18 protein-coding genes are annotated in these 21,758 nt (G+C 44.1%); 13 read left to right on the top strand and 5 right to left on the bottom strand.

Annotated elements, in window-relative coordinates:
- Positions 1-240 precede the first annotated feature (240 nt).
- The 3 genes from NST38_RS14965 (at position 241) to NST38_RS14975 (ending at position 2,885) form a co-directional block, all read left to right on the top strand.
- Positions 241-1,686, top strand: coding sequence for an amino acid ABC transporter substrate-binding protein/permease (locus tag NST38_RS14965; protein WP_076253028.1), 1,446 nt, complete (start codon positions 241-243; stop codon positions 1,684-1,686).
- Positions 1,679-2,407: an amino acid ABC transporter ATP-binding protein gene (locus NST38_RS14970; protein ID WP_036615952.1), complete on the top strand. Its 729-nt coding sequence runs from the start codon at positions 1,679-1,681 to the stop codon at positions 2,405-2,407. Before NST38_RS14965 ends, NST38_RS14970 begins: the two co-directional genes overlap by 8 nt.
- Before the next feature lie 121 nt (positions 2,408-2,528).
- Positions 2,529-2,885: a hypothetical protein gene (locus NST38_RS14975; protein WP_036615949.1), complete on the top strand. Its 357-nt coding sequence runs from the start codon at positions 2,529-2,531 to the stop codon at positions 2,883-2,885.
- Between the two features lie 58 nt (positions 2,886-2,943).
- Here the strand turns inward: NST38_RS14975 and NST38_RS14980 are convergent, their stop codons facing one another.
- The 3 genes from NST38_RS14980 to NST38_RS14990 form a co-directional block, all read right to left on the bottom strand.
- On the bottom strand, positions 2,944-4,224 hold the full coding sequence (locus NST38_RS14980) for a glycoside hydrolase family 27 protein (RefSeq protein ID WP_036615947.1): 1,281 nt from the start codon (positions 4,222-4,224) through the stop codon (positions 2,944-2,946).
- 108 nt (positions 4,225-4,332) lie between these two features.
- A complete protein-coding gene (locus NST38_RS14985) occupies positions 4,333-5,214 on the bottom strand; it encodes a helix-turn-helix domain-containing protein (protein ID WP_036615944.1) in 882 nt (293 codons plus the stop codon).
- Positions 5,215-5,241: 27 nt separating this feature from the next.
- Positions 5,242-5,853 (bottom strand): TetR/AcrR family transcriptional regulator, encoded by a 612-nt coding sequence (locus NST38_RS14990; RefSeq protein WP_036615941.1) that lies wholly within the window; start codon positions 5,851-5,853, stop codon positions 5,242-5,244.
- Between the two features lie 138 nt (positions 5,854-5,991).
- Between NST38_RS14990 and NST38_RS14995 the strand changes: the two genes are divergently transcribed.
- The 4 genes from NST38_RS14995 (at position 5,992) to NST38_RS15010 (ending at position 9,705) form a co-directional block, all read left to right on the top strand.
- The gene (locus NST38_RS14995; RefSeq protein WP_083684741.1) at positions 5,992-6,753 is read left to right on the top strand and encodes an alpha/beta hydrolase; all 762 of its coding nucleotides are present in this window, start codon (positions 5,992-5,994) and stop codon (positions 6,751-6,753) included.
- A gap of 257 nt (positions 6,754-7,010) precedes the next feature.
- Positions 7,011-7,445, top strand: coding sequence for a ribonuclease domain-containing protein (locus NST38_RS15000; RefSeq protein ID WP_036615937.1), 435 nt, complete (start codon positions 7,011-7,013; stop codon positions 7,443-7,445).
- A 14-nt stretch (positions 7,446-7,459) separates the two neighbouring features.
- Positions 7,460-7,735 carry a barstar family protein gene (locus NST38_RS15005; RefSeq protein ID WP_076253029.1) on the top strand — a complete coding sequence of 92 codons (276 nt, stop codon included), beginning with the start codon at positions 7,460-7,462 and terminating at the stop codon, positions 7,733-7,735.
- Positions 7,736-8,010: 275 nt separating this feature from the next.
- Positions 8,011-9,705, top strand: coding sequence for an ABC transporter substrate-binding protein (locus tag NST38_RS15010; RefSeq protein WP_341344003.1), 1,695 nt, complete (start codon positions 8,011-8,013; stop codon positions 9,703-9,705).
- Positions 9,706-9,831: 126 nt separating this feature from the next.
- On the opposite strand, the gene NST38_RS15015 is transcribed toward NST38_RS15010, so the two are convergent.
- On the bottom strand, positions 9,832-10,701 hold the full coding sequence (locus tag NST38_RS15015) for an AraC family transcriptional regulator (RefSeq protein ID WP_076253031.1): 870 nt from the start codon (positions 10,699-10,701) through the stop codon (positions 9,832-9,834).
- 162 nt (positions 10,702-10,863) lie between these two features.
- Here NST38_RS15015 and NST38_RS15020 point away from each other — a divergent pair, with 162 nt between their 5' ends.
- The 5 genes from NST38_RS15020 to NST38_RS15040 all read left to right on the top strand — a co-directional run bounded on the left by NST38_RS15020 (position 10,864) and on the right by NST38_RS15040 (position 19,174).
- Positions 10,864-12,381, top strand: coding sequence for a glycoside hydrolase family 43 protein (locus NST38_RS15020; RefSeq protein WP_341344004.1), 1,518 nt, complete (start codon positions 10,864-10,866; stop codon positions 12,379-12,381).
- Between the two features lie 7 nt (positions 12,382-12,388).
- Positions 12,389-13,939, top strand: coding sequence for a glycoside hydrolase family 43 protein (locus NST38_RS15025; protein ID WP_076253033.1), 1,551 nt, complete (start codon positions 12,389-12,391; stop codon positions 13,937-13,939).
- A gap of 124 nt (positions 13,940-14,063) precedes the next feature.
- A complete protein-coding gene (locus NST38_RS15030; protein WP_083684744.1) occupies positions 14,064-15,749 on the top strand; it encodes an extracellular solute-binding protein in 1,686 nt (561 codons plus the stop codon).
- Positions 15,750-15,797: 48 nt separating this feature from the next.
- On the top strand, positions 15,798-17,564 hold the full coding sequence (locus tag NST38_RS15035; protein WP_370511444.1) for a sensor histidine kinase: 1,767 nt from the start codon (positions 15,798-15,800) through the stop codon (positions 17,562-17,564).
- On the top strand, positions 17,549-19,174 hold the full coding sequence (locus NST38_RS15040) for a response regulator (RefSeq protein ID WP_076253035.1): 1,626 nt from the start codon (positions 17,549-17,551) through the stop codon (positions 19,172-19,174). Before NST38_RS15035 ends, NST38_RS15040 begins: the two co-directional genes overlap by 16 nt.
- A 124-nt stretch (positions 19,175-19,298) precedes the next feature.
- On the opposite strand, the gene NST38_RS15045 is transcribed toward NST38_RS15040, so the two are convergent.
- Entirely contained in the window at positions 19,299-20,066 is a 768-nt protein-coding gene (locus NST38_RS15045) for a helix-turn-helix domain-containing protein (protein ID WP_047842955.1), read from the bottom strand.
- Positions 20,067-20,340: 274 nt separating this feature from the next.
- Here NST38_RS15045 and NST38_RS15050 point away from each other — a divergent pair, with 274 nt between their 5' ends.
- Positions 20,341-21,696, top strand: a complete 1,356-nt coding sequence (locus tag NST38_RS15050; protein ID WP_036615912.1) for an extracellular solute-binding protein — start codon at positions 20,341-20,343, stop codon at positions 21,694-21,696.
- Positions 21,697-21,758 lie beyond the last annotated feature (62 nt).

Genomic DNA, 21,758 nt, shown 5'->3' on the forward strand with positions numbered 1-21,758 from the left:
TTCACAATGTAATATTGGGTTTCGCGAAGCTTACCTAAAGGGTAAGTATTAAAAGGACTTTTACTGGTTGGAAAAAAATGATGGAGGAAAATGTTGCAAGTGGAAAGGCAAAGCATTGATTGTTAATATACAGTAAATAATAACAATCAAATGGGCAGAAGATCGACAAAAAGCATAACCGTAATACCGATTCCAAAGAAAATAATGATTATTCGGACAATACCGAGACGGGGAGGACACATGAAAACAACGAAGATCTCATTTTTTATACTTTCACTGATGCTGCTCCTGGTGAGCGGTCTATCAGGATGGGTAGGGAACGCTGCCGCAGCGTCCGATTCCGGTAAAACCTATGTTATCGGAACTGATGTCACATTTGCTCCATTCGAATATGAAGATGAGAATGGTGATTTTGTTGGTATCGACATGGATTTGCTGGATGCCATCGCCAAAGATCAAAATTTCAAGTATCAAATCAAATCCCTGGGATTTAACGCAGCTGTACAGGCACTTGAGGCGAATCAAGTCGATGGTGTGATCGCAGGGATGAGTATTACGGATGAGCGAAAAGCAAAATTTGATTTTTCAGAGCCATATTATGATTCAGGCGTTGTTATGGGGATTAGTTCCAATAATGATACCATTAAAAGTTACGAAGATCTTCGTGGTAAAAAGGTCGCTGTAAAAACGGGAACAGAAGGGTACAGCTTTGCTGAATCCATCGCCTCAAAGTATGGGTTTACGATTGTTCCATTCGACGAATCATATCAAATGTATGATGATGTAAAGACCGGTAATTCGGTGGCCTGTTTTGAAGATGAACCCGTTCTAAGATATGGGGTAAAGCAGAATAATGGTTTGAAAATCGTTACCGCCAAAGAAGACGGGGCTTCCTACGGATTTGCGGTAAGTAAGGGTAAAAATCAGGAACTTCTGGAGATGTTCAATGCTGGTCTTGTGAATATCAAAGCAAACGGTGAGTACAAGCGCATTATCGAAGAATATGTTGGAGAGAATTCCCAAGTCGCAAATCTGGGGCGTTGGGAGCTAATTCAGAAATCCCTTCCCTCACTTTTGAAAGGTCTGGGGAAAACACTCTTATATACGATTGTGTCCCTGTTCTTCGCGTTTATCATCGGTCTGATTTTCGGATTCATGAAGGTTGGACAGAACAAATTCCTGCGTGTTGTTGCCACCGTATTTGTGGATATCTTCCGCGGTATTCCGCTGATTGTCCTGGCATTCTTTATCTATTTTGGGATTCCACAGGCGATGGGCTTCACGATGCCATTGTTCCTGGCGGCTATTCTGACACTTAGTCTGAATGCAGGGGCGTACGTAACCGAGATTATCCGAGGCGGGATTCAATCGATTGATCGTGGTCAGATGGAAGCTGCCCGTTCATTGGGCATTCCTTATCGCAAAGCGATGATAAAGATCGTTATTCCGCAGGCAGTGCGGGTTATGATTCCGTCCTTCATTAACCAGATGGTTATCACGTTGAAGGATACGTCAATCTTATCCGTTATTGGTCTCGTAGAGTTGACACAATCGGGTAAAATTGTTATTGCAAGAACGTTCTCCTCTTTTGACATTTGGTTAACGGTTGCGGTTATGTACCTGATTGTCATTATCACATTGACCAAAATTGCTGATTATCTGGAGGTGAAGGTTCGTCGTGGCTAAAATAAAAGTTGAAGGTTTGAAGAAAAGTTTCGGCTCGAATCAGGTCCTCAAGGGAATTGATGTGGCGGTCAACGAAGGAGAAGTTGTCTGTGTCATCGGGCCTTCCGGTTCGGGAAAAAGTACCTTCTTGCGCTGCATTAACCAATTAGATGTGATTACGGCAGGCCGGGTTATTGTGGATGATCAGGATCTGAATGACCCTAAAACCAACCTGAACAAAGCTCGCGAAAATATTGGAATGGTATTTCAACATTTTAACTTGTTCCCTCATTTTAGTGTGCTTAAAAACATCATGTTTGCGCCCAGAGAACTCGGGATATTAAATGCACAGCAGGCTCGTGATACAGCACTCAAATTACTTGAGCGTGTGGGTCTGTCTGATAAAGCAGAGAGCTTCCCAACACAACTGTCAGGTGGACAAAAACAACGTGTAGCTATCGCTCGTGCGCTTGCTATGAATCCGGATGTTATGTTATTTGATGAACCGACGTCGGCGCTTGACCCTGAGATGGTAGGAGAAGTTCTCGGTGTTATGAAGGACCTCGCGAGCGAAGGCATGACGATGATGATTGTTACCCATGAGATGGGTTTTGCTCGTGAAGTAGCTGATCGTGTGATCTTCATGGACGGTGGTTATATTGTCGAGCAGGGCACTCCTGAAGAGATATTTGGAAATCCGAAGAATGAACGGACGATCAGCTTTTTGGAAAAGGTACTCTAGCACTGAATCGAGAATGAATACATTGAAAGTCGCTATTTTAGCGGCTTTTTTTGTTATATTTATGAGGTGATTTAATAGAAAGACCGAACAAACTAAGCCAAGAAAGTGAGGTCTATACTCCATGGAAAACGTGTCACAAGAAGATCAACTGCAATCCATTAAAGCCTTTCAATCAACCATCCGCAAATCGGAAAATGCCTTAGTGAATATGACTCAGAAAAGGAATAACACAACATTGTTACAGAAACGTCTCCAAGCTTTATACATCGGCCTAGCACTGTTGGAAAAGATATGGAATCAGAAATCTCATCCCTACACGGAGGAAGATATCGCAGAAGCCCGCCTTGTCTTGATGGGATTGTTCCCATCTCTAGAGAGCACGTATGCCAATTCCAAAGAAGGTAGCCCACAAAAGACTCTTCTAGAAAGAAGGATTAAAGCATTTCATCTGGCCGTTCAAGCCATGGATACATACTGATGAAATGAGAGAGAGGTCTGTCTAATGAACGACAGACCTCTCTTTTTCTTTTGCAAGCTTAGGAAAACCGATAGAGACGCACACCGTGCACAGGTACAGTAGTAACTAAGGAATTCTCTGTTAATTGAGCTGCTTCTTGGCTCCACAATTCGGTACCTTCGGTAATGCCGGACAGTCCGACCTCATCAATGGACAGATCCACAGGTAGAGCATTCTCGCCGATGTTAAACACAGCGACGTAAGAGGAACCATCCGTATGCTGGGCAGTCCACACAATAAGATCTTCTTTGCGTAAGGCTTCTCTGGCTCCGTAACTCTCGCGATGCATTCGCAGAACCTCACGATTAGTTAGCAGGGATAGTGTCCAGTCATCGTTATCTCGCAGTTCACCACCAAAGATGAGCGGGGAACGGAAGATGCTCCACAGTGACATCATCGTCAACTGCTCGTCAGGTGTGAACCGAGTCCAGCGATCTGCTCCACCACCGTCTACAGAACGGATACCGATATGACCCAAAGGCAACATATCACAGTCTGGCCAGCAGCCTGCTTTGGGAACGCTCTGCCACGTCCGGCAGCGGTCGAACATATCCAATAACAGTGGCCAGAGGTCCCAGAAATCGTCCGTGACACGCCACATGTTGGCATGATCAGCCAAGAATTCTGAGTATTCTACTGGAGCAGGGCCAGGAGAGAGACTTAGTACCATGGGCCGACCGGAGCGCTCAATCGCTTTGGATATCATTTCGATCTCAGGTTGATGGGTGTCATAGAGCCTTGAAGCAGCAATATCGTCAACCTTCACCAAGTCAACGCCCCATTGTGCATACAGTTCAAACAGCGAATCGTAGTAGGCTTGTGCGCCTTCTTTTGAGCTATCAACACCATACATATCTGTATTCCACGGACAGATGGAGTTAGGATGAGCAATATCGCGCGCAGTGGCGGTTGTTCCCAGAATCGGAGTAGCCGCATGTGCAGCTTGACGTGGAATACCACGCATGATGTGAATGCCGAATTGCAGCCCCAGACTATGAACGTAGTCGGCTAATGGCTTGAATCCCTGTCCACCTGCAGCGGAGGGAAACCGATTCTCGGCAGGCATAAGCCGCGAATATTCATCCATGATGAGTGGAACGAACGGACGATATTGCGAAGAATTGGCCAAAGGCTCGTACCATTGAATGTCGACCGTAATATAGCTCCAGCCGAAGTCTTTAAGATGTTCTGCCATGTACTCGGCGTTGCCACGAATTTCGTCTTCCGTAACGGCTGCGCCGTAACAATCCCAGCTGTTCCAGCCAAGCGGTGGAGTTGATGCTGCAAGTGTATGATTCATGGGAATGCTCCTTTATGGATTAATTATTGCTCTCGCTCAATTCATCATAATAAAGGAATTTATTAATATCTACAGTAATGTTGAGTGTCGAATAGCAAAATATTGCGGTTAATCGAAGAACAATTTACGGTACACAAGGCTTTCTCCGCCACTACGAAATTCACCTGGCGTAACGCCGGTTATGCTGCGAAAGGCTTTGATAAAATAACTTCCGCTGGAATACCCGACTTGCTCGGCGATGACTTCAATGCTAAGAGAAGTTCCGCGCAGCAGTTCCATTGCTTTCTCGGTACGTACACGGGTTAGATAAGAACCAGGCGTCAAGCCCGTACTGGAGGAAAAGCGACGTATAAAGTGATATTTGGAAAGGGAAACATGCTCCGCTAGGTGATCGATACTGATCATCTTGGAGTAGTTGTTTTCTATGTATTCAACGGCTATTTGAATGTTTTCAGACCAATTCTCCCTGTTGCGCAATGTTGTTCTCTGTAATCGCGTTAATTCTGTCATGAACTGATATACGCTGGATGATGCGATCAGAGGATCAGTTATTCTGCCTGTTGCCGCATCAGTCACGATCATCCGCAACAGTCGGATGGGTGTACAATCAGCGGGAAGATAGGGAACTTCTCCCGCTTCACGAAGAAATTTTCTCCAATGGGGCAGAATAAGAGTGGGCCTGAAAAGCAGGAACAGAAACTCCCAAGGTTCTTTTGATACTGAATGGTAGTAATAGCGATGTGGCCCTGGAATTTCTGCCAAAAAAGCTTGTCCTGCGGTAACATGATGAATGCGATTATTCGACTCAAATACACCTTCACCCGAGACTGTATATTGGAATAACAGAAGAGGCCCGTCCGAACGTTCGAGTCCATCCCAATGATAAGAAGGATCGGTTATTGAATCACATCCAGCCGCATACAGTACACACAGTTGGAGCTCCTGGTCTTCCGCGAATCGAAACCCATAGGTTCCTCTAGGGATATTCATGTCAGCTCTCCTTGTTGCCCTGAATTTTTACTGTGCTCCGCGAATGAAAATATCTACTAGCTTTTGGCCCAATGAAAGATTGGAACCATATTTATGCAAGTTATCTTCCCGGTTACCCATTAACATCAATGTCGAGAAAGTCTCTGCGAGGAAAAATGGATCGTCCGTTCTCAGTCTGTTTTCATCCATTGCTCGTTGGAAATGAGAGGCTAACACTTCATGAATCTGATGCTCCGCGTTGCGTATATCCTGAATTTGAGCTGGTTCAAGAAAAGGCTCAGCTTCCCTGAGCATGGTTTCAATCTCCGCATGCGGATTTCCCAGTCTGGCCTCTGCCAGACGCACAAGCCCCGACTCCAGATTCTCGGCTTGATCAAGGATATGCGAGGTTAACCGGCTCACATTCTGTAACATCGTTGTAAAGGCAACCTTAAAAAGCTCGGGTTTGCTGGTGAAATGATAATAAATGGTTGGTTTTGACACGCTACATGTTTTGCCAATTTGCTGAAGCGTGACTGTTTCGTAGCCATACTCCATGAATAACTGTGAAGCGGTTTGAATAATGGTTTGCTGAATTGAGATATCATCGTTGCCATGTTTGGGTCTTCCAGGCAATCGTTTGGGTGATTTTTCTGTCATTGGACTTCCCTCCATGAATATTTTATGACAAATAACGATAGTAAGCAAAATCATCTTGTAATTATACTTACCGGTAAGTATAATTACGAAGAGTTAAAAAAGGCATATCATTATCCTCATACTAAGGTGGTTTTAAGGTTGAAAACAGCACAACGTACTAACAAATGGAAGAAAATAATTATGTGGACCATCTTGTCCATTGTTATCATCGTGGCCGGCGTTTACGTATATCTCAATTCGGTTACGTATAGTCCGACTGAGCGAGCTGAAACGGCGATGACAAGTGATGCTCAGGTTATTGTCGCCAAGATTAAGGACGGTTACCGATTTGAACCCGTGAGTACAGAGATAACCAAACCGAATATTATTTTTTATCCAGGTGGTCTGGTTGAACCTGAAAGTTATTCTCCACTTGCCAGAGAAATGGCAGAACAGGGTCACCGCGTATATATCGCGAACATGCCAATAAACTTGGCGATTTTCGGTCAGAACAAGGCTGATTCCTTTATCGAGGAACATCCTGACGAAGCGTTTGTTATTGGTGGTCATTCGTTGGGAGGGTCATTTGCATCACGGTATGCTACGGAGCACAATGAGAAGTTGGAAGGAGTCTTTTTCTTGGCTTCTTATGCAGATGAAGGAGGGAGCGTAAAGAATACGGACTTGTCTATCTTACAGATTACAGGCTCGGATGACGGAGTGCTTAACTGGGAAGACTGGGAGAACTCCAAAGCAAATCTTCCGGAAGACACGACATATGTGAGTATTGAGGGTGGAAATCACGGTCAATTTGGCTCATACGGCATGCAAAAAGGAGATAATCAGCCTGCCATTACGGAAGATAAGCAGTTGGAAGAGGTTGTTGTAGCCCTAGAGAACTGGATGGATACATTAAATTAAACTATTAAATGAATGTGTTGAATGGTAATGATCGTGGTACGATTAAAGTCGCTATTTTAGCGGCTTTTTTTGTTGTAGAATAAAAATAATGCTTCAATGGAGCAAGGCAACAGCTTTAATTGATTGAATTTCAACTCCATAATAGGCTTACAGAATTGCTTTAATTACCACAAATCGTTAACATTAGAAGCATTGTCATCGAAATAGCACCAAAACGGAAGACAGCAAGAGCAAGAACATCAAAAGGAGAAAAGATTATGTTTTTCAGAAAATTTGCTTACACGTTAGTGATCATCCTCGCTGCATTATTGTTCTCAGGTTGTACGTCAGAGTCTTTGCGTGATCTCGGATCACCTCAAGTTTCGGAGGATATGGGATTTGATGAGGTTGCCGACTATATCTCGGAGCACAATGAACTCCCACCAAATTATATTACCAAGAAAGAGGCAAGAGATCTGGGATGGGAACCAAGCGAAGGTAACCTGCGAGAAGTTGCTCCAGGCAAAAGCATCGGCGGCGACGTGTTCAGGAACCGGGAAGGATTACTCCCCAACAAAAAAGGCCGAATCTGGTACGAAGCAGATATAAATTACTCAGGAGGACGGCGCGGAAGCGACCGAATTCTATACTCGAATGATGGTCTAATCTACCAGACGACAGATCATTACAAGTCATTTGAACAGTTAAAATAAACGGAGGAAATGATATGAGCATCATTCAGATTAACGGAAACGACTTTCACAGCAAGGAAGAGCTTCATCAAATTTTGCAGAACCAGCTTGAGTTAGACGAGAGCTATGGAGGCAATTTGGACGCTCTATGGGATGTCTTAACTGGGGCTGTAAGCATGCCGCTTACTTTTCAATGGATTGGCTTCGAGAAAAGTAAAGAAATTCTTGGAGATTACGCTGACCAGGTCATGGAATTGTTGCGTGATGTGGAAGGGGAGATCCTAGGATTTACGTTGGAATTATATTATTGAAAAGCAGGTTTGGCTTTATGAGGCGATGGGCAACCATCGCTTTTTTGGTCTTCACATTTTTACTGAGACACATGTCTAGATCATGCTATTTTCATGGCTTAATAATCAAGGTTGGGGTGATTAGACTTCCTTATACTTTAAACATGGAATAGGGTAGGCAGGAATGTAATCGTTTATTAACGGTTGAATATGTAAGCGTATACTATTTCAAAGTGAACCATCGCAATGTCTGGATTGGTTATTACGACTAACACCATTTAGGGGGCAGAAAAATAATGAGAGCCATTTCAAAAATGCTAGGAGCATGTCTCGTAACAAGTGTTGTGTTAGTTTCCGCCGGTTGCGGAAACGCTGGAGAGAATTCCGAATCAAATACGAGTGACCCCAACAGCCCGATCACATTTACCTTCTTCGGCGCAGATGCAAGTCCCAACTGGAACAAAATGCAGGATGCGGTAGGGAAGAAAATTACGGAAGAAACCGGTGTAAGTATTGATGCAGAATTCGATATTTCGAGCGGAGGCGGAAACGACCGCATTTCCCTGATGGCTGCCAGCGGCGATTATCCGGATTTGATCTTCCCAAAAGGTAACTTGACTAGACTCGTTGATGCCGGGGCAATGATTGATTTGACGGATCTGATCGAAGAACACGCCCCCAATTTGAAAAAGATCTACGGTGAGCACTTCAATCGGTTGAAATACAGCAATGATGATCCTTCAATCTATTGGATTCCAACGAACGGCGCAATCGATCAAGTTAGCTTCGATGCCACGAACGGTGCGGCTATTCAACATCGTGTAGTTAAGGAACTCGGGTATCCTGAGATCAAAACCTTAAACGATTTCGAAAATGTGCTACGTGACTTTTACGAGAAGAATCCGACAACAGAGGATGGCCAACCTACAATTCCACTGACGCTTAGTGCAGATGGATGGCGGCGAATGATCACTGTTACTGATCCCGCTGTCATGTCTACTGGAGGACCTGGAGATGGTGAGTATTTCATCAATCCGGACACCTACGAAGCCATTCTGCATTACAAACGTCCCGAGGAGAAGGAATATTTCCGGTGGTTGAACAAGATGTACAATGCAGGCTTGCTGGACAAGGACAGTTTTGTTCAGAAGGATGACCAATATAAGTCCAAAATCGCCAGTGGTCGCGTGTTATCCTTGCTTGATCCAAGCTGGGGATTCAGTGATGCGGAAAATGCGTTGAAAAGCGCAGGGAAAGACGATATGACCTACGGATTCTATCCGGTAACGTTAGATGACAGTTTTCAACGTAAAAATTTCCAGAATATCGGTTTTGATGGTTATGGCATTGGCATAACAGTCGATTGTGAAGATCCTGTCCGTGCCATCAAATTTTTGGATTGGATGTCTTCTGAAGAAGGGCAAGTATTGAGAAACTGGGGCGTTGAAGGCGAGCAATATAATGTGGAAAACGGTGTTCGCACCATCCCGGCCGATGTACAGGAACGTAAAAACAAAGACAATAATACATTCACCAAAGAAACCGGAGTAGGCTTGTATTACATTTTCGGTGCTCACTACGGGGATGGTGTCAAAGATTCAACGGATAACTACTATACAACGAATTATCCTGAACAGATTCAGCAAAGTTATTCTGATGAGGAGAAAGAAGCTTTGAAAGGTTATGGCATAACTACATGGAAGGACTTGTTCCCTTCCGAAGAAGAGTTTCCGGTGAAAGAGTGGGGCGCTGCTTACAATATGCCGATTCCTTCGGATAGCGGGGATTATAACGTTGTGTATCAGAAAACGCAGGATATTATTCAGAAACGGATCGCCGAAGCGATTACATCCTCTCCGAGTGCCTTTGAAGGCATATATGACAATATGATTACCGAACTTGATAATGCAGGTGCATTGGCCATGGAACAGCAGTATACGGAGTGGATTAAAGATCGCGTTCGATTGTGGACGGGTAAAGAGATCAATTAACTTGCGGATACGATCACAATAATGAATTGTTTGCAGATCCGAAGTATATCAAGAACTAAAAAACATCGAGCCATGCAGGATGGTTCGATGTTTTCAGTTTACATTTTACATTGAATGAACTTGTCATTATTGTGGTAATGCTTCAATTGCATCACGTCTTTGTTTGATATACTTACCGGGGGAGATGCCGACCATTTTGGTAAAACTGCGAATAAAATTGGCATAGTCACTAAAGCCCGATTGAAAGCATGCATCCGTAATACTCATTCCTTCTGACAGGTGGAATTTGGCCCGTTCAATACGACGACCCAAAATGTAGGAACGGATGGTCAATCCAGTATGCTTTTTGAACTGGCGGCTGATATAAGTACTGTTCATGTAGAACACTTCGGCAAGTTTGCGAAGCGTTATGTCTTGATTCAGATGTGTTTCAATATAATCCATGGTTTCACGAACCAGTTCAGGCATAATGTCATTGGGAACAAAGGAATTGTTATGAAACCAGACGTTAATCATGACCAACAATTGGGCTACGGCTGCATTTATTTTGATATCGGTGCCATAAGCATCGGAAGCAAGCAACCCTTCCAGTTCGTTAGTACATTGCAGCATCTGCTTCAAGTTATCGTCGTCTAGATGTACGATGTTGCCTGTTCCTTTGGGGCGATGGTCAAAACATGACGATAGATTGGTTGATGGTGTGGAAAGCTGAAACAGATATGTTTTTTTGAGATTGATTGTAATTCGTTCATACTCAGATTCATCCAGAATAAAGGCTCGGTGCATCTCCTCGGGTGACATCACAAGCAGATCACCAGGCTGAACATGGTAACATCGATTATCTACATAAAAGTGAACGTTTCCACGAAGAAACAGGTAGATTTCGTATGCATTATGGCGATGATAGATCGTTTCCAGCTTATACGTCGTTACGCTGTGCAGATATAAGAGCTCAGGCTGGATGGGATCATAAAAACACTCAGAGGATCCACTCATGAAGTACCTCCCGTCATTTCACGCAATAAATAGAGCGGTTAACGCAATGAAATTGTACTCAGCTTACCTTAAAATGTAATCATCCTATCATGATACCTTTTGTATTGCAAACGCTTTCTTGTAAAAAGAACAACTAAAAACGATTATAGGGGGATTCTTTTGATGAATCATCATTCTACACCACATGCTGGTGAGCAAAAGCAAGACCAAGCTGCCAATCTGGAGCGTATTCCAGGGGAGATTGGAAAGCTTCGTCCCAACGGTAACCCTTTGGTGGCCCACAAATTCGGAGCGGATCCCTATGCTTTAGTATTTAACAATCGAGTCTACTTATATATGACTAGTGATAAGCTGGAATATGATAAGGACGGTCTTCCTCAGAAAAACAGCTACAGTTCAATCAACCGGATTACGGTCATTTCTTCGGATGACTTAATCAACTGGACCGATCATGGAGAGATCAGAGTGGCTGGACCTCAAGGCGCAGCAACATGGGCTTCACAATCCTGGGCCCCGGCAGCTGCTCATCGAATCTTGGATGGAAAGGACTGTTTCTTTCTTTATTTCGCCAACAATGCCAGTGGAATAGGTGTACTGTCTGCGCCCACACCTGTAGGTCCATGGATAGACCCTATAGGAAAAGCACTTATTACAAGAGAGACTCCGGGAGTAGAGGAAGTAACCTGGTTATTCGATCCGGCTGTCATTGTAGATGATGATCATCAGGCCTACATCTATTTCGGTGGTGGTATTCCACAGGGGAAAGCAGAAAGACCGGATACGGCAAGAGTGATGCGATTGGGAGACGATATGATCAGCGTTGTTGGCAAAGCGAAGGTTATTCAGGCGCCTTATATGTTTGAAGATTCAGGGATACATAAATATAATAATAGTTACTACTTTACGTATTGTTCCAATTTTATTGAGGGTGATCGGCCAGATGACAGCCCACCACCTGGTGAGATTGCATATATGACCAGTGTTCAGCCAATGGGGCCATGGACATATCAGGGTACGTTACTCCAGAATCCTGGACACTTTTTTAATATTGGCGGCAACAATCACCATGCTATATTTCAACTATCGGATCAGTGGTACATTGCCTATCATGCCCAGACATTATGCCAAGCCATGAATATCCCAGAAGGTTACCGGTCAACACATCTTAATCGAGTCGAACATGATGAGGCCACGGGTAAGATCAAGAAGGTACATGCCGATTATCAGGGCGTAGATCAAATCAAGTGCTTCGATCCCTATGGGCGGGTAAGCGGTTCGACGATTGGATGGAGTAGCGGAGTATCAACAGAGCAATATTTTGACTCTGGTGAGATGTCTGCATCAGATTCGAATATGATCTCCGCTAAGTTGCATAATGACAGCTGGATAGCTATATCCAAGGTCGACTTTGAAAGTGAAGGGCCTACAAGCTTCACAGCCACGATTGCGAATCAAGGAACCGAAGGTACGTTAGAACTTCGACTTGATCGTACAGACGGACTGTTAATTGGAGAAATCATTGTTCCACCTGTAACCGAATCTCTTCAATGGATGGAACTAACAACTAATGTTACGGGTGCGAAAGGTGTGCAAGACTTGTATATTAAGCTTAAAAGTTCAACAGACAGCCCAACCATCCTTTTAAGAGAATGGAAGTTTAATAGACAAAATGAGGTGTAATTAAAGCATGTATCCGAATCCGATTATTTGGGCCGATTACCCGGATCTTGATGTTATTCGTGTAGATGACACATATTATATGGTCAGTACAACCATGCATATGATGCCGGGATGTGTCATCCTGCGTTCATATGATCTGATCCATTGGGAAGTAGCCACATATGTATACGACACATTGGACGATACACCTGCACAACGGCTGGTGGATGGTCATCACGTTTATAGTAAAGGCATGTGGGCTGCATCACTCCGCTATCATCAAGGAATGTTCTATGTGATCTTTGTTGCGAATGATACCCGTAAGACATACTTGTATACGTCGACCTCCATCTCGGGAGTATGGAAGAAACAGATCGTGGAAGGGTTTTACCATGATTGCTCCTTATTTTTTGACGATGATGAACGAGCATATCTCGTGTACGGTAATACCGAGATCTATCTGACCGAATTAAGCTCTGATCTGTCCGGGCCCAAACCTGGTGGAGTGCATCGCTTGATTGTAAAAGACGAGCAGCCTCATCACCTTGGTTATGAAGGAGCACATTTTTACAAGATCAATGGTAAATATATTGTGTTCCTGATTCATATCACGAAAGCTTCCGGACGTAGAACACAGGCGTTTTATATGGCAGACTCTCTGGAAGATGTCTTCACTGGTGGAGAAGTATTTAATGACGATATGGATTATTTCAATTCAGGTGTTGCTCAGGGCGGTATCGTGGATACGCCGGATGGAGACTGGTATGCAATGCTGTTTCAGGATCATGGGGCTGTTGGCCGGGTTCCTGTTTTGGTTCCGCTACACTTTGATCAAGGTATACCGGTCTTTGCAAGCAAAGCGCCGAAGCAGATTGATATCCCGAGCACGAGACCAGAGCACCGTTATAACCCGTTAGTGGGTAGCGACAGTTTCAATTATGAACCCGAGGAAGATGGAAGCATCCGCCTCCGTGATTTTTGGCAATGGAATCATACACCTAATCATGAACTTTGGTCCGTGACAGAGAAATCGGGGGTGTATCGTGTTCGAACGGGACAGATCAGCCCAAATCTGACGTTTGCGGTCAACACACTAACCCAGCGTTCAATGGGGCCCGCTTGCGAAGCAATAGTTACGCTTGACGGCAGTCGGCTGAATGATGGGGACTATGCCGGGTTGTGCTTTCTAATCGGTTCGTACGGTATGATCGCTCTCACGAAGCAGGATAACAAGTTTTACTTGGTCATGCATGCCAGAGATAGTGAGGATTCCACCATATTTGGTAATCTGATCGACCAGAAGCCAGCCACTGAACATGAACGTATCCCGGTATCAGATTCAGTAGTTAAACTAAAAGCATTCGGAAATTTTGAGAACAATCTGGATGAGTGCTCTTTTGCCTATTTCGATGGAACTGAATGGAGAGATATAGGGATTGTCCACAAAATGATATATAAACTGGATCATTTTATGGGTTGTCGAACGGGGTTGTTTGTATATTCAACTGAAATAGCTGGAGGAACAGCTGACTTTTCGAATTTCGAATATCGCGTAATTAATCCTGATGAGAAACAATAAAGATACGAAAAGCCGCCCAATGGCGGCTTTTCGTATTCAATGAGTATAAGTTGTTGTACAATAATATGGATTAAAGTTGACAGAGAGAAGAGAGTTGTTCAAACCGAACTGGGGGCATGTCGTCATGTATAAGAGATGTCTGGACATAACAAGATGGACCTTCATTCTGTTCCTTGCTGTATCCATACCAGCAGGTCATACCGAAGGTAATACCAAACAACATCATCCGCAGCAAGATGGGCAGCAGATTCAACTTCCCGCTACGTTTGAGAGGTATTCTCCTCCCATCGTGGTCTCTTTTGTCAGGGAAACGGGAGATGACCTTGAGCGCATGATTAGTCAGTTACCTGGTGAGACGATACTGGATAATCGCTGGACTCGTTTGTACGAGAAAGAGCTAGGTATTCAAATTCACTATGACTGGACTGCTAAGGGAGATGTATACAATCAGAAGTTGGGTGTATCCCTTGCTGCAGGACGTTTTCCAGATGTGGTGAAAGTTAATCCATATCAACTTAGACAACTGAGCAACGCTGGAATGATCGAAGATTTAACCCATGTGTACCAAGAGTATGCTTCCCCACTTACAAAGAGTATATTGGAGGCGGAGGGAAGAGGCGCATTTGATGCGGCAACCATTGATGGCAAACTCATGGCTATTCCCGAATCATCTTCCTCCATTGAGACAGCGCAGTACCTGTGGATTAGAACCGATTGGTTGGAGCAACTGGGGCTACGGCCGCCTGAAACGATAGAAGAGCTTCTCCAGGTTTCGAAAGCGTTTACAGAGGAGGACCCCGACGGGAACGGAGAGCATGATACATACGGACTTGCGCTAACGAACCATCTATGGGATCCAGTTATGGGAGCTGCAGGGTTCATGTCCGGCTACGGTGCCTACCCTAATATATGGGTTAAAGATGCAGAAGGAAACCTCACTTATGGAGGTATACAGCCTGAAGTTCGGGAGGCTCTGAAAGTACTGCAAACGTTGTATCGTGAAGGCCAACTTGATCCGGATTTTGGTTATAAAAGTGGAAACAAGGCGTTTCGTCTAGTTCAAGATGGAAAAATAGGGATGCTTTACGGCGAACAGTGGACATCCTTTATGCTTCAGAGCACCCGTGATACAGATACAGGTATAGATGTAGAATGGCAGGCATATCCGATTGTTGCCAAGTCGGACCGGAGTCTGTTCGTACCGCTACGTTCCAACACTGGGCAATACTTTGCTGTAAAAAAAGGCTTCTCTAATCCGGAAGTTGTTGTAAAGCTCATGAATCTGCATCTGGACATCAACTGGGGGGATCAGGCACAGTATGAAACATACTACAATGACGACTCCCGAGCTGTGTGGATGCTTTCACCAGTAACTCCTTTTCCCGGTAATAAAAATATAGATGCATACAAACAAATTCGGGATGCCAGAAGTACAGGAGACTTCTCGGCTCTGCAGAATGAAGCTCTCGCCATTCACAAACGCATTGTGGCCTATGAATTGGAAGATGTAGAGAGCGGCTGGGGTTGGAAACAAACCTATGGGCCTTCGGGTGCTTTTAGCATTGCAGATTCTTACGAGAAGAACGGCCAACTTCTCTATGATCAATTCACGGGCGGAATTACGGACACGATGGTTGATCGACAAATTATTCTTCGGGATCTTCAGCTTGAAGCCTATATGAACATTATTCTAGGCAGGTCGATAGATGAGTTTGATCAATTCGTTGAGAACTGGCGCAAGCTGGGGGGAGATCAGATCACATCGGAGGTTAACGCGTGGTTTCGCGCCAGCAAGCCAAAGGAGCGCTAATGTTCACTTTATTTTTACAAGGAACCCACTCAGCCTTTGGCATTGGAGGTGAATATATTGATCAAGATCCCTGCTAAATCATGGTTTAACAGTATATTTGCGCGATTAATAATCACCTATCTGGTATTTGTGCTCCCCCTTATTCTTCTTGGCGTGTATCTGTATCATTGGAGTTATGACAATGCAAGTCAGGAAATATCGTTGTCAACGGAAAGACGGTTGAACCAATATGTGGTGGAATTGAACAGAGAGATAGAATGGATGGAATTACAGCAGTTTGATATCGTTGAGGATCGAAAACTCAATCGTCTAGCCATTCTCTGGGACATGATGGATCAGGTTGAGCGGCGTGATACATTAAATTACCTGACTGAACGACTCGCTTCATTCAAGAATAGCACTGCTTATATCAAAAACGTTCATGTACATATCCCTTCTGTTGGCAAAAGTATATCCGCGATCCAAGGCATCGATGATTTCGATAAAAGTTCTTATCTATATTTCAGTTCAGGCATGCAAGGAAAAGGTACACGTTTCACGGTGAAAGAGGACGCCTTGAACTTAAGTGCCGTCAGGCTGACAGGCACGAGAGGAGAACCCCCGCTTTTTGTCATTCAGGTGGAGCTGGATACATACCATTTTCAGAATGAACTCACACGGCTTAATTTGTACCCGGAGAGTTCAACGTTTCTGATTGAGGACAAAACGGGGCATGCCATCACAGATAAACAACAAGCTAGTGTTATTCTCGCGAATTACCGTGAGCACAGTGTAAAGGGTACACTTGATGGCTTTCGGATGAAGGTGGGGGACACCATGTACCATGTTAGTCAGTTGCATATGGACTCCCTGGGCTTATCCGTAGCTACATATCTACCCGAGGCAATTGTTACCAAGCCACTTAGCAAGTTCTATCATTGGGCTTGGCTGTTTGCAATTACATCATTTGTTGCCATCACGGCGTATCTCTATTCAAGTTACAAGTTGATTCATATCCCGTTGCTGTTGTTGGTGAAAAGATTCAAAAAAATGGAGGGAGGCATGCTCGATGTCCCCATTGCGCATAACCGAAAGGATGAATTTGGCTTCCTCTACACCCGCTTCAATCTAATGATTGAAAATCTTCAATCCCTTATCGATCGAGATTTTAAGAAAACATTGATGATGCAGCGGGCCGAGTTGAAACAGCTTCAATCGCAGATTAATCCTCATTTTCTGTACAATAGCTTCTTTATTCTGAATTCACTGGCAAGGACAGGAGAAACCGAACGTATTGAGCAATTCACGAACATGCTTGGAGAGTATTTCAGGTTCATTACGCGGAATGAAACAGACCATGTGAAGTTGAAAGTGGAAGTTGAGCATTCACGAATCTATACAGAGATTCAACAATTACGATTCTCCAGACGAATCAAAGTTGATTTTGGGCCACTACCTGCTGAGATGGAACATATTAAAGTTCCCAGACTCATTATTCAACCTATTATTGAGAATGCCTACGAACACAGCCTTGAAAAGAATACGGACTCCGGTCTTCTAATTATTGGGTTTAATATGGAAGGTTCATATGCCGAGATCACCGTAGAGGATAATGGAAATGAGTTGGAAGAGCAACACATTCAAACTCTTCAACAACGTTTGCATAAGGACGGAGGTACAGACGAAATGACCGCGTTAATAAATATTCATCGACGTTTGGTCCTGACGTATGGAGAAGGAAGTGGCCTTTTCCTATCCAGAAGTGAACTGCAAGGGTTAAAAGTCACAATTCGAATCCAGTGGAAAGAGGGGGAAAACGAATGTATCGACTTTTGATTGTAGATGACGAGGAGATTATTACGGATAGTCTCTATGAAACGTTCGCCAGACATATACCCGAACAGCTTGATGTATGTAAGGCCTACTCTGCAACAGAAGCATTGTCCTGGATGCAACGGTCGAGAATTGACATTGTTCTAACGGACATCCGTATGCCGGGCATGAGTGGGTTGGAACTGACAGAGCGGATTCAAGCCAGTTGGCCGAATTGTCGCGTCATTTTTCTGACAGGACATAGCGATTTTGATTATGCATATCAAGCTTTTCAGATGGCTAATGTGCGTTACTTGCTCAAAACGGAAGGTTATGACAAGGTGATGTCTGTTGTAGAAGATGTGATGGAAGAGATCCGGCAAAGTCACAGCATGGTCGAGTTGTTGGAACATTCTCATAAAGTCAATTCGCAGCTTGCACTGATACAGCAAAAAGAGTATTTGCGGAAGTTACTTCAAGACTGTACGGCGGTTATAGATTCTACTATGGATATGCAGGACGAATTATTCAAACGAGATATAAGATTACAGAACAACTCACCTGTGTATCTCATACTGGGTCGGTTCAATAATTTGCCAGAAAAAGGTTCGGACCTCACACAAGTCCAAGAATCTGTGCGCATTATCGGCTCTTCTCTGATGAATGAGCGTACAGTGTGCGCAAGTGTAACGGACCATTATGGGGATACGATCTGGCTGCTTCAGCCGAAGCAGGAGGAAGAGATGACAAATGATAAACTTGTGCGATTTCTAGAAGGTACACTGGAACTGGTACAGGAAGCATGCATGGTCTCACTCGGCGTATCCATTGCTTTTTCATTAAGTAGTCGCAGTTGCAATTGGTCCGAGTTAACCAAACAATATGAACGTCTGAGATTACTCCAGTGGATGAAAATTGGGGATGGTGTATCCATGGTACTCACGGATCATCGTAATGATCTCTCATCTGATGTACCCAAAGAATCCATGCGGATCTCAAACCGGATCGAGATTATGTCAGGATATTTGGAAACGGGACGAATTCAGCCATTTTACGATATATTTGAGGAGCTTGCAGGAGAACTGCTACAACAGGAAATTACGATGGAACGTGCCATGGAGACATACTACAATCTGGCATTATTATTGCATTCAACGATCAATCGTTGGGGTCTTCAACAGAAAATCCCGGATCAACGAAGCTTGCTGCACTTAGGGGAGTATACCTGCATGAAGGATGCAGTACAATTTCTATATCGTGCTGCTGATGAATTAGTCCGCTACAAAAGATCAAATGAACAGGAACGCGCTAACGTTGTCATTCATTCCTTATGCAGTTACGTCAAGGAGAACCTGGAGAAAGATCTCTCTCTGGTGAGACTGGCAGAACTCCATCATTTTAATCCATCCTATCTGTCGCGATTCTTTAAGCAGGAAATGGGAATAAACGTGTCAGAGTTCATTGACGACTGCCGAATACGGAAAGCCAAAGAATTGCTTCAGAACACAAATCTTATGGTGCGTGAGGTCGCACTTCAAGTGGGGTACGAGGCTGCCCATTCATTTACCCGACTTTTTAAGAAAATAACGGGAATGACTCCCCAAGAATACCGGGAATCCCTGTTGGTACGTTAACGGTAAATACTCTGGAATTGACCAAACCCAAACAACCACAAAAAAACGCAGGAAGTAGAATACATCCTGCGTTTTTTTGTGGTTATTATCCAATTGATAAACAAACCGATTCGGCGATCCACCTTTAGGCCGTGTGGATTTTTTGTCTTCTATAAGCATTGGGACTCGATCCGGCATACGCTTTGAACTTTTTATAGAACCAATCAATATCCTTATAACCTACCTCAATAGCAATCTCATATATTCGCAGATTCGTGGAAGACAACAACTGCTGTGCCTTTTCCATACGTTGCTGGAGCATATAATCATTGAAAGACATCTTCTCTTCCAGCTTGAACTTCTGTCCAAGGTACGCACAGTTAAAATGAAGCATGTCAGAGATCTTCTTCAGCGTGATTTCATCACTCAGATGATCCCGTACATAGGCCTTAACGATACGAATAACATGACTGGAGTGCATGGGTTTACCGTTCATTTGAACGGGTGTTTTGAAGAACGACGACGTTTTGTGTGCCGGGTCGGTTTCAAGGTGGGATCTAAGTCCATGCAGACTGTTAAGTAAAGAAGAAGGACTAACAGGATACGGGAGATAATCATTTACCTGATACGTCAGGGCTTTGCGTACAAACCTGAAGTGATCTCTTCCACCCATCAGGAGGATAGGTATCTGACTTTTTTTTCGAATGTCATTGCATAACCAGAGCCCCGCGGTATCAAACCTCTCTGTATGTACCATAACAAGGGAAAAGTCTCGTTCTGACAATGCGGTCAAAGCCTCGGCCGATGAGAACACACAATTTGCGATAGTATATTGAGCTTTGCTCCGTAGCAACATCTGTTGCAACTCTCCGCACAAACGACGGCTGAAATCCACAAGTAAAATATCATACATGAAGCAATACCTCACCTTCTGCTGAATTGTAATGCGCTAGATTAACTGAAATTTGACTTAATTTCATTATGGTAATAAAAGAAAGCGCATACAATGTGCATATTTTTGTAGACAGTGCATTTCTTTACCAATTAAAACCTATAATGCACTTTGCTCGTGCAAAATTACGCAAATCTATATTCAGCCCGGGTAAACATCTGTATTTCGGCAGGTTGTTTGCGCTTTCATTTGAACGATACACTGTGATAGCAAACGACAATCAGGGGGGAAGACGATGAGAAAACACAAGTTCATGCTACTGAGCCTGGTATTTGCGGTCTTATTGGTGATTGCTGCATGCAGTTCTGCACCTACCGCTCAACCCGAGCCGGAAAAGACAACACCACAGGAGGAACAAAAACCCGCGGAAACCGAGCCAAAGAATGAAAACTCCACGCCAGAAATGGACTTTGACATGGGTGGCAGAACGATCAAGGTTGTTGCTTGGTGGGACATGGAAATACAGGGGAACAACCCGGACAACATTCAACGCCTTGAGAATCTCGAAGCGCTGAAGAAAAAACACAACTTTAATATTGAATATGTTTCCATCGATTTTGGTGAATATCAGGAAAAAGTAGTTGCTTCCCTGATGGCCGGTGAACCGCTTGGCGATCTGGTGAGACTGGGCAAAAACTATGCCATTCCGGCATTGACCAAACAGGATCTGTTATGGCCGGTGGATGATTATATTAAAAACGACAAGGTATTCAACCAGAAAACAACCAAGGAATACATGCAGTATGAAGGCAAAGGTTACGGCTTTACCGAGGACCAGTCCTCGTTTATCAACGGGATTTTCTATAATCGCACACTCATGCAAGAGCTCGGCTTGAAGCCACTTCAGGAGTATGTGGATGCCGATGAATGGAACTGGGATACGTTCATCAGTGTTGCCAAGCAAGCAAACAAGGATAGAAACAATGATGGCAAGCTGGACACTTGGGGACTCGCTCAAACGGGCTTGCTGGAACCGATTCTGTATTCCAACGAGGCTTCTCTGACCAAAGAGGATAAGCAGAACCTGGAAGATCCAAAAACGAAAGAAGCGTTGAACTTCCTGTCCAAACTGGCTACCGAGAAGGTCGGTAGAGCTTCTGAGGGCGGAGATTGGACAGAGCCATCCACGTTCTTCCGTCAAGGCAACACCTTGATGTATTCAGGTGCCATGTACGAAGTTGAAGGTATTATGACGGATATGAAGGACTACGATATTGGTTTTGTACCGTTTCCAAAAGGTCCAAGTGCAACAGCGTATCACTCCGGTGAGTCACGTTACCAAGCTATAACGATTCCAAAAGCAGTAGAGAATCCGGAACAACTGATGTACATCTGGGAGAAAATTAATGAGATCGAATCGATCTATGAGTATCCGGGACAATCCACACTGGAGACACATCTGACCGATGAAGCAGATATCAACAACGCCAGAGAGGTTGCGGAAGGTATGTTGGTTCTCGACCATAACACATTCCCGTCCTTGCCGTTCTGGGATTTTGATGGGGAACTCAAAGAAGGGGTATCCGTATCTACGCTGATCGAGAAATACAAGGCTCCTTTCCAGGCTGCGATTGATGAGGTTTACAAATAAGTATCACGTTACACGGGCAGAACGCACCAGTGAAGGTGCGGTCTGTCCGGGTTAGTCAATCG

Source organism: Paenibacillus sp. FSL H8-0104, assembly GCF_038050215.1.
GTDB lineage: Bacteria > Bacillota > Bacilli > Paenibacillales > Paenibacillaceae > Paenibacillus > Paenibacillus amylolyticus.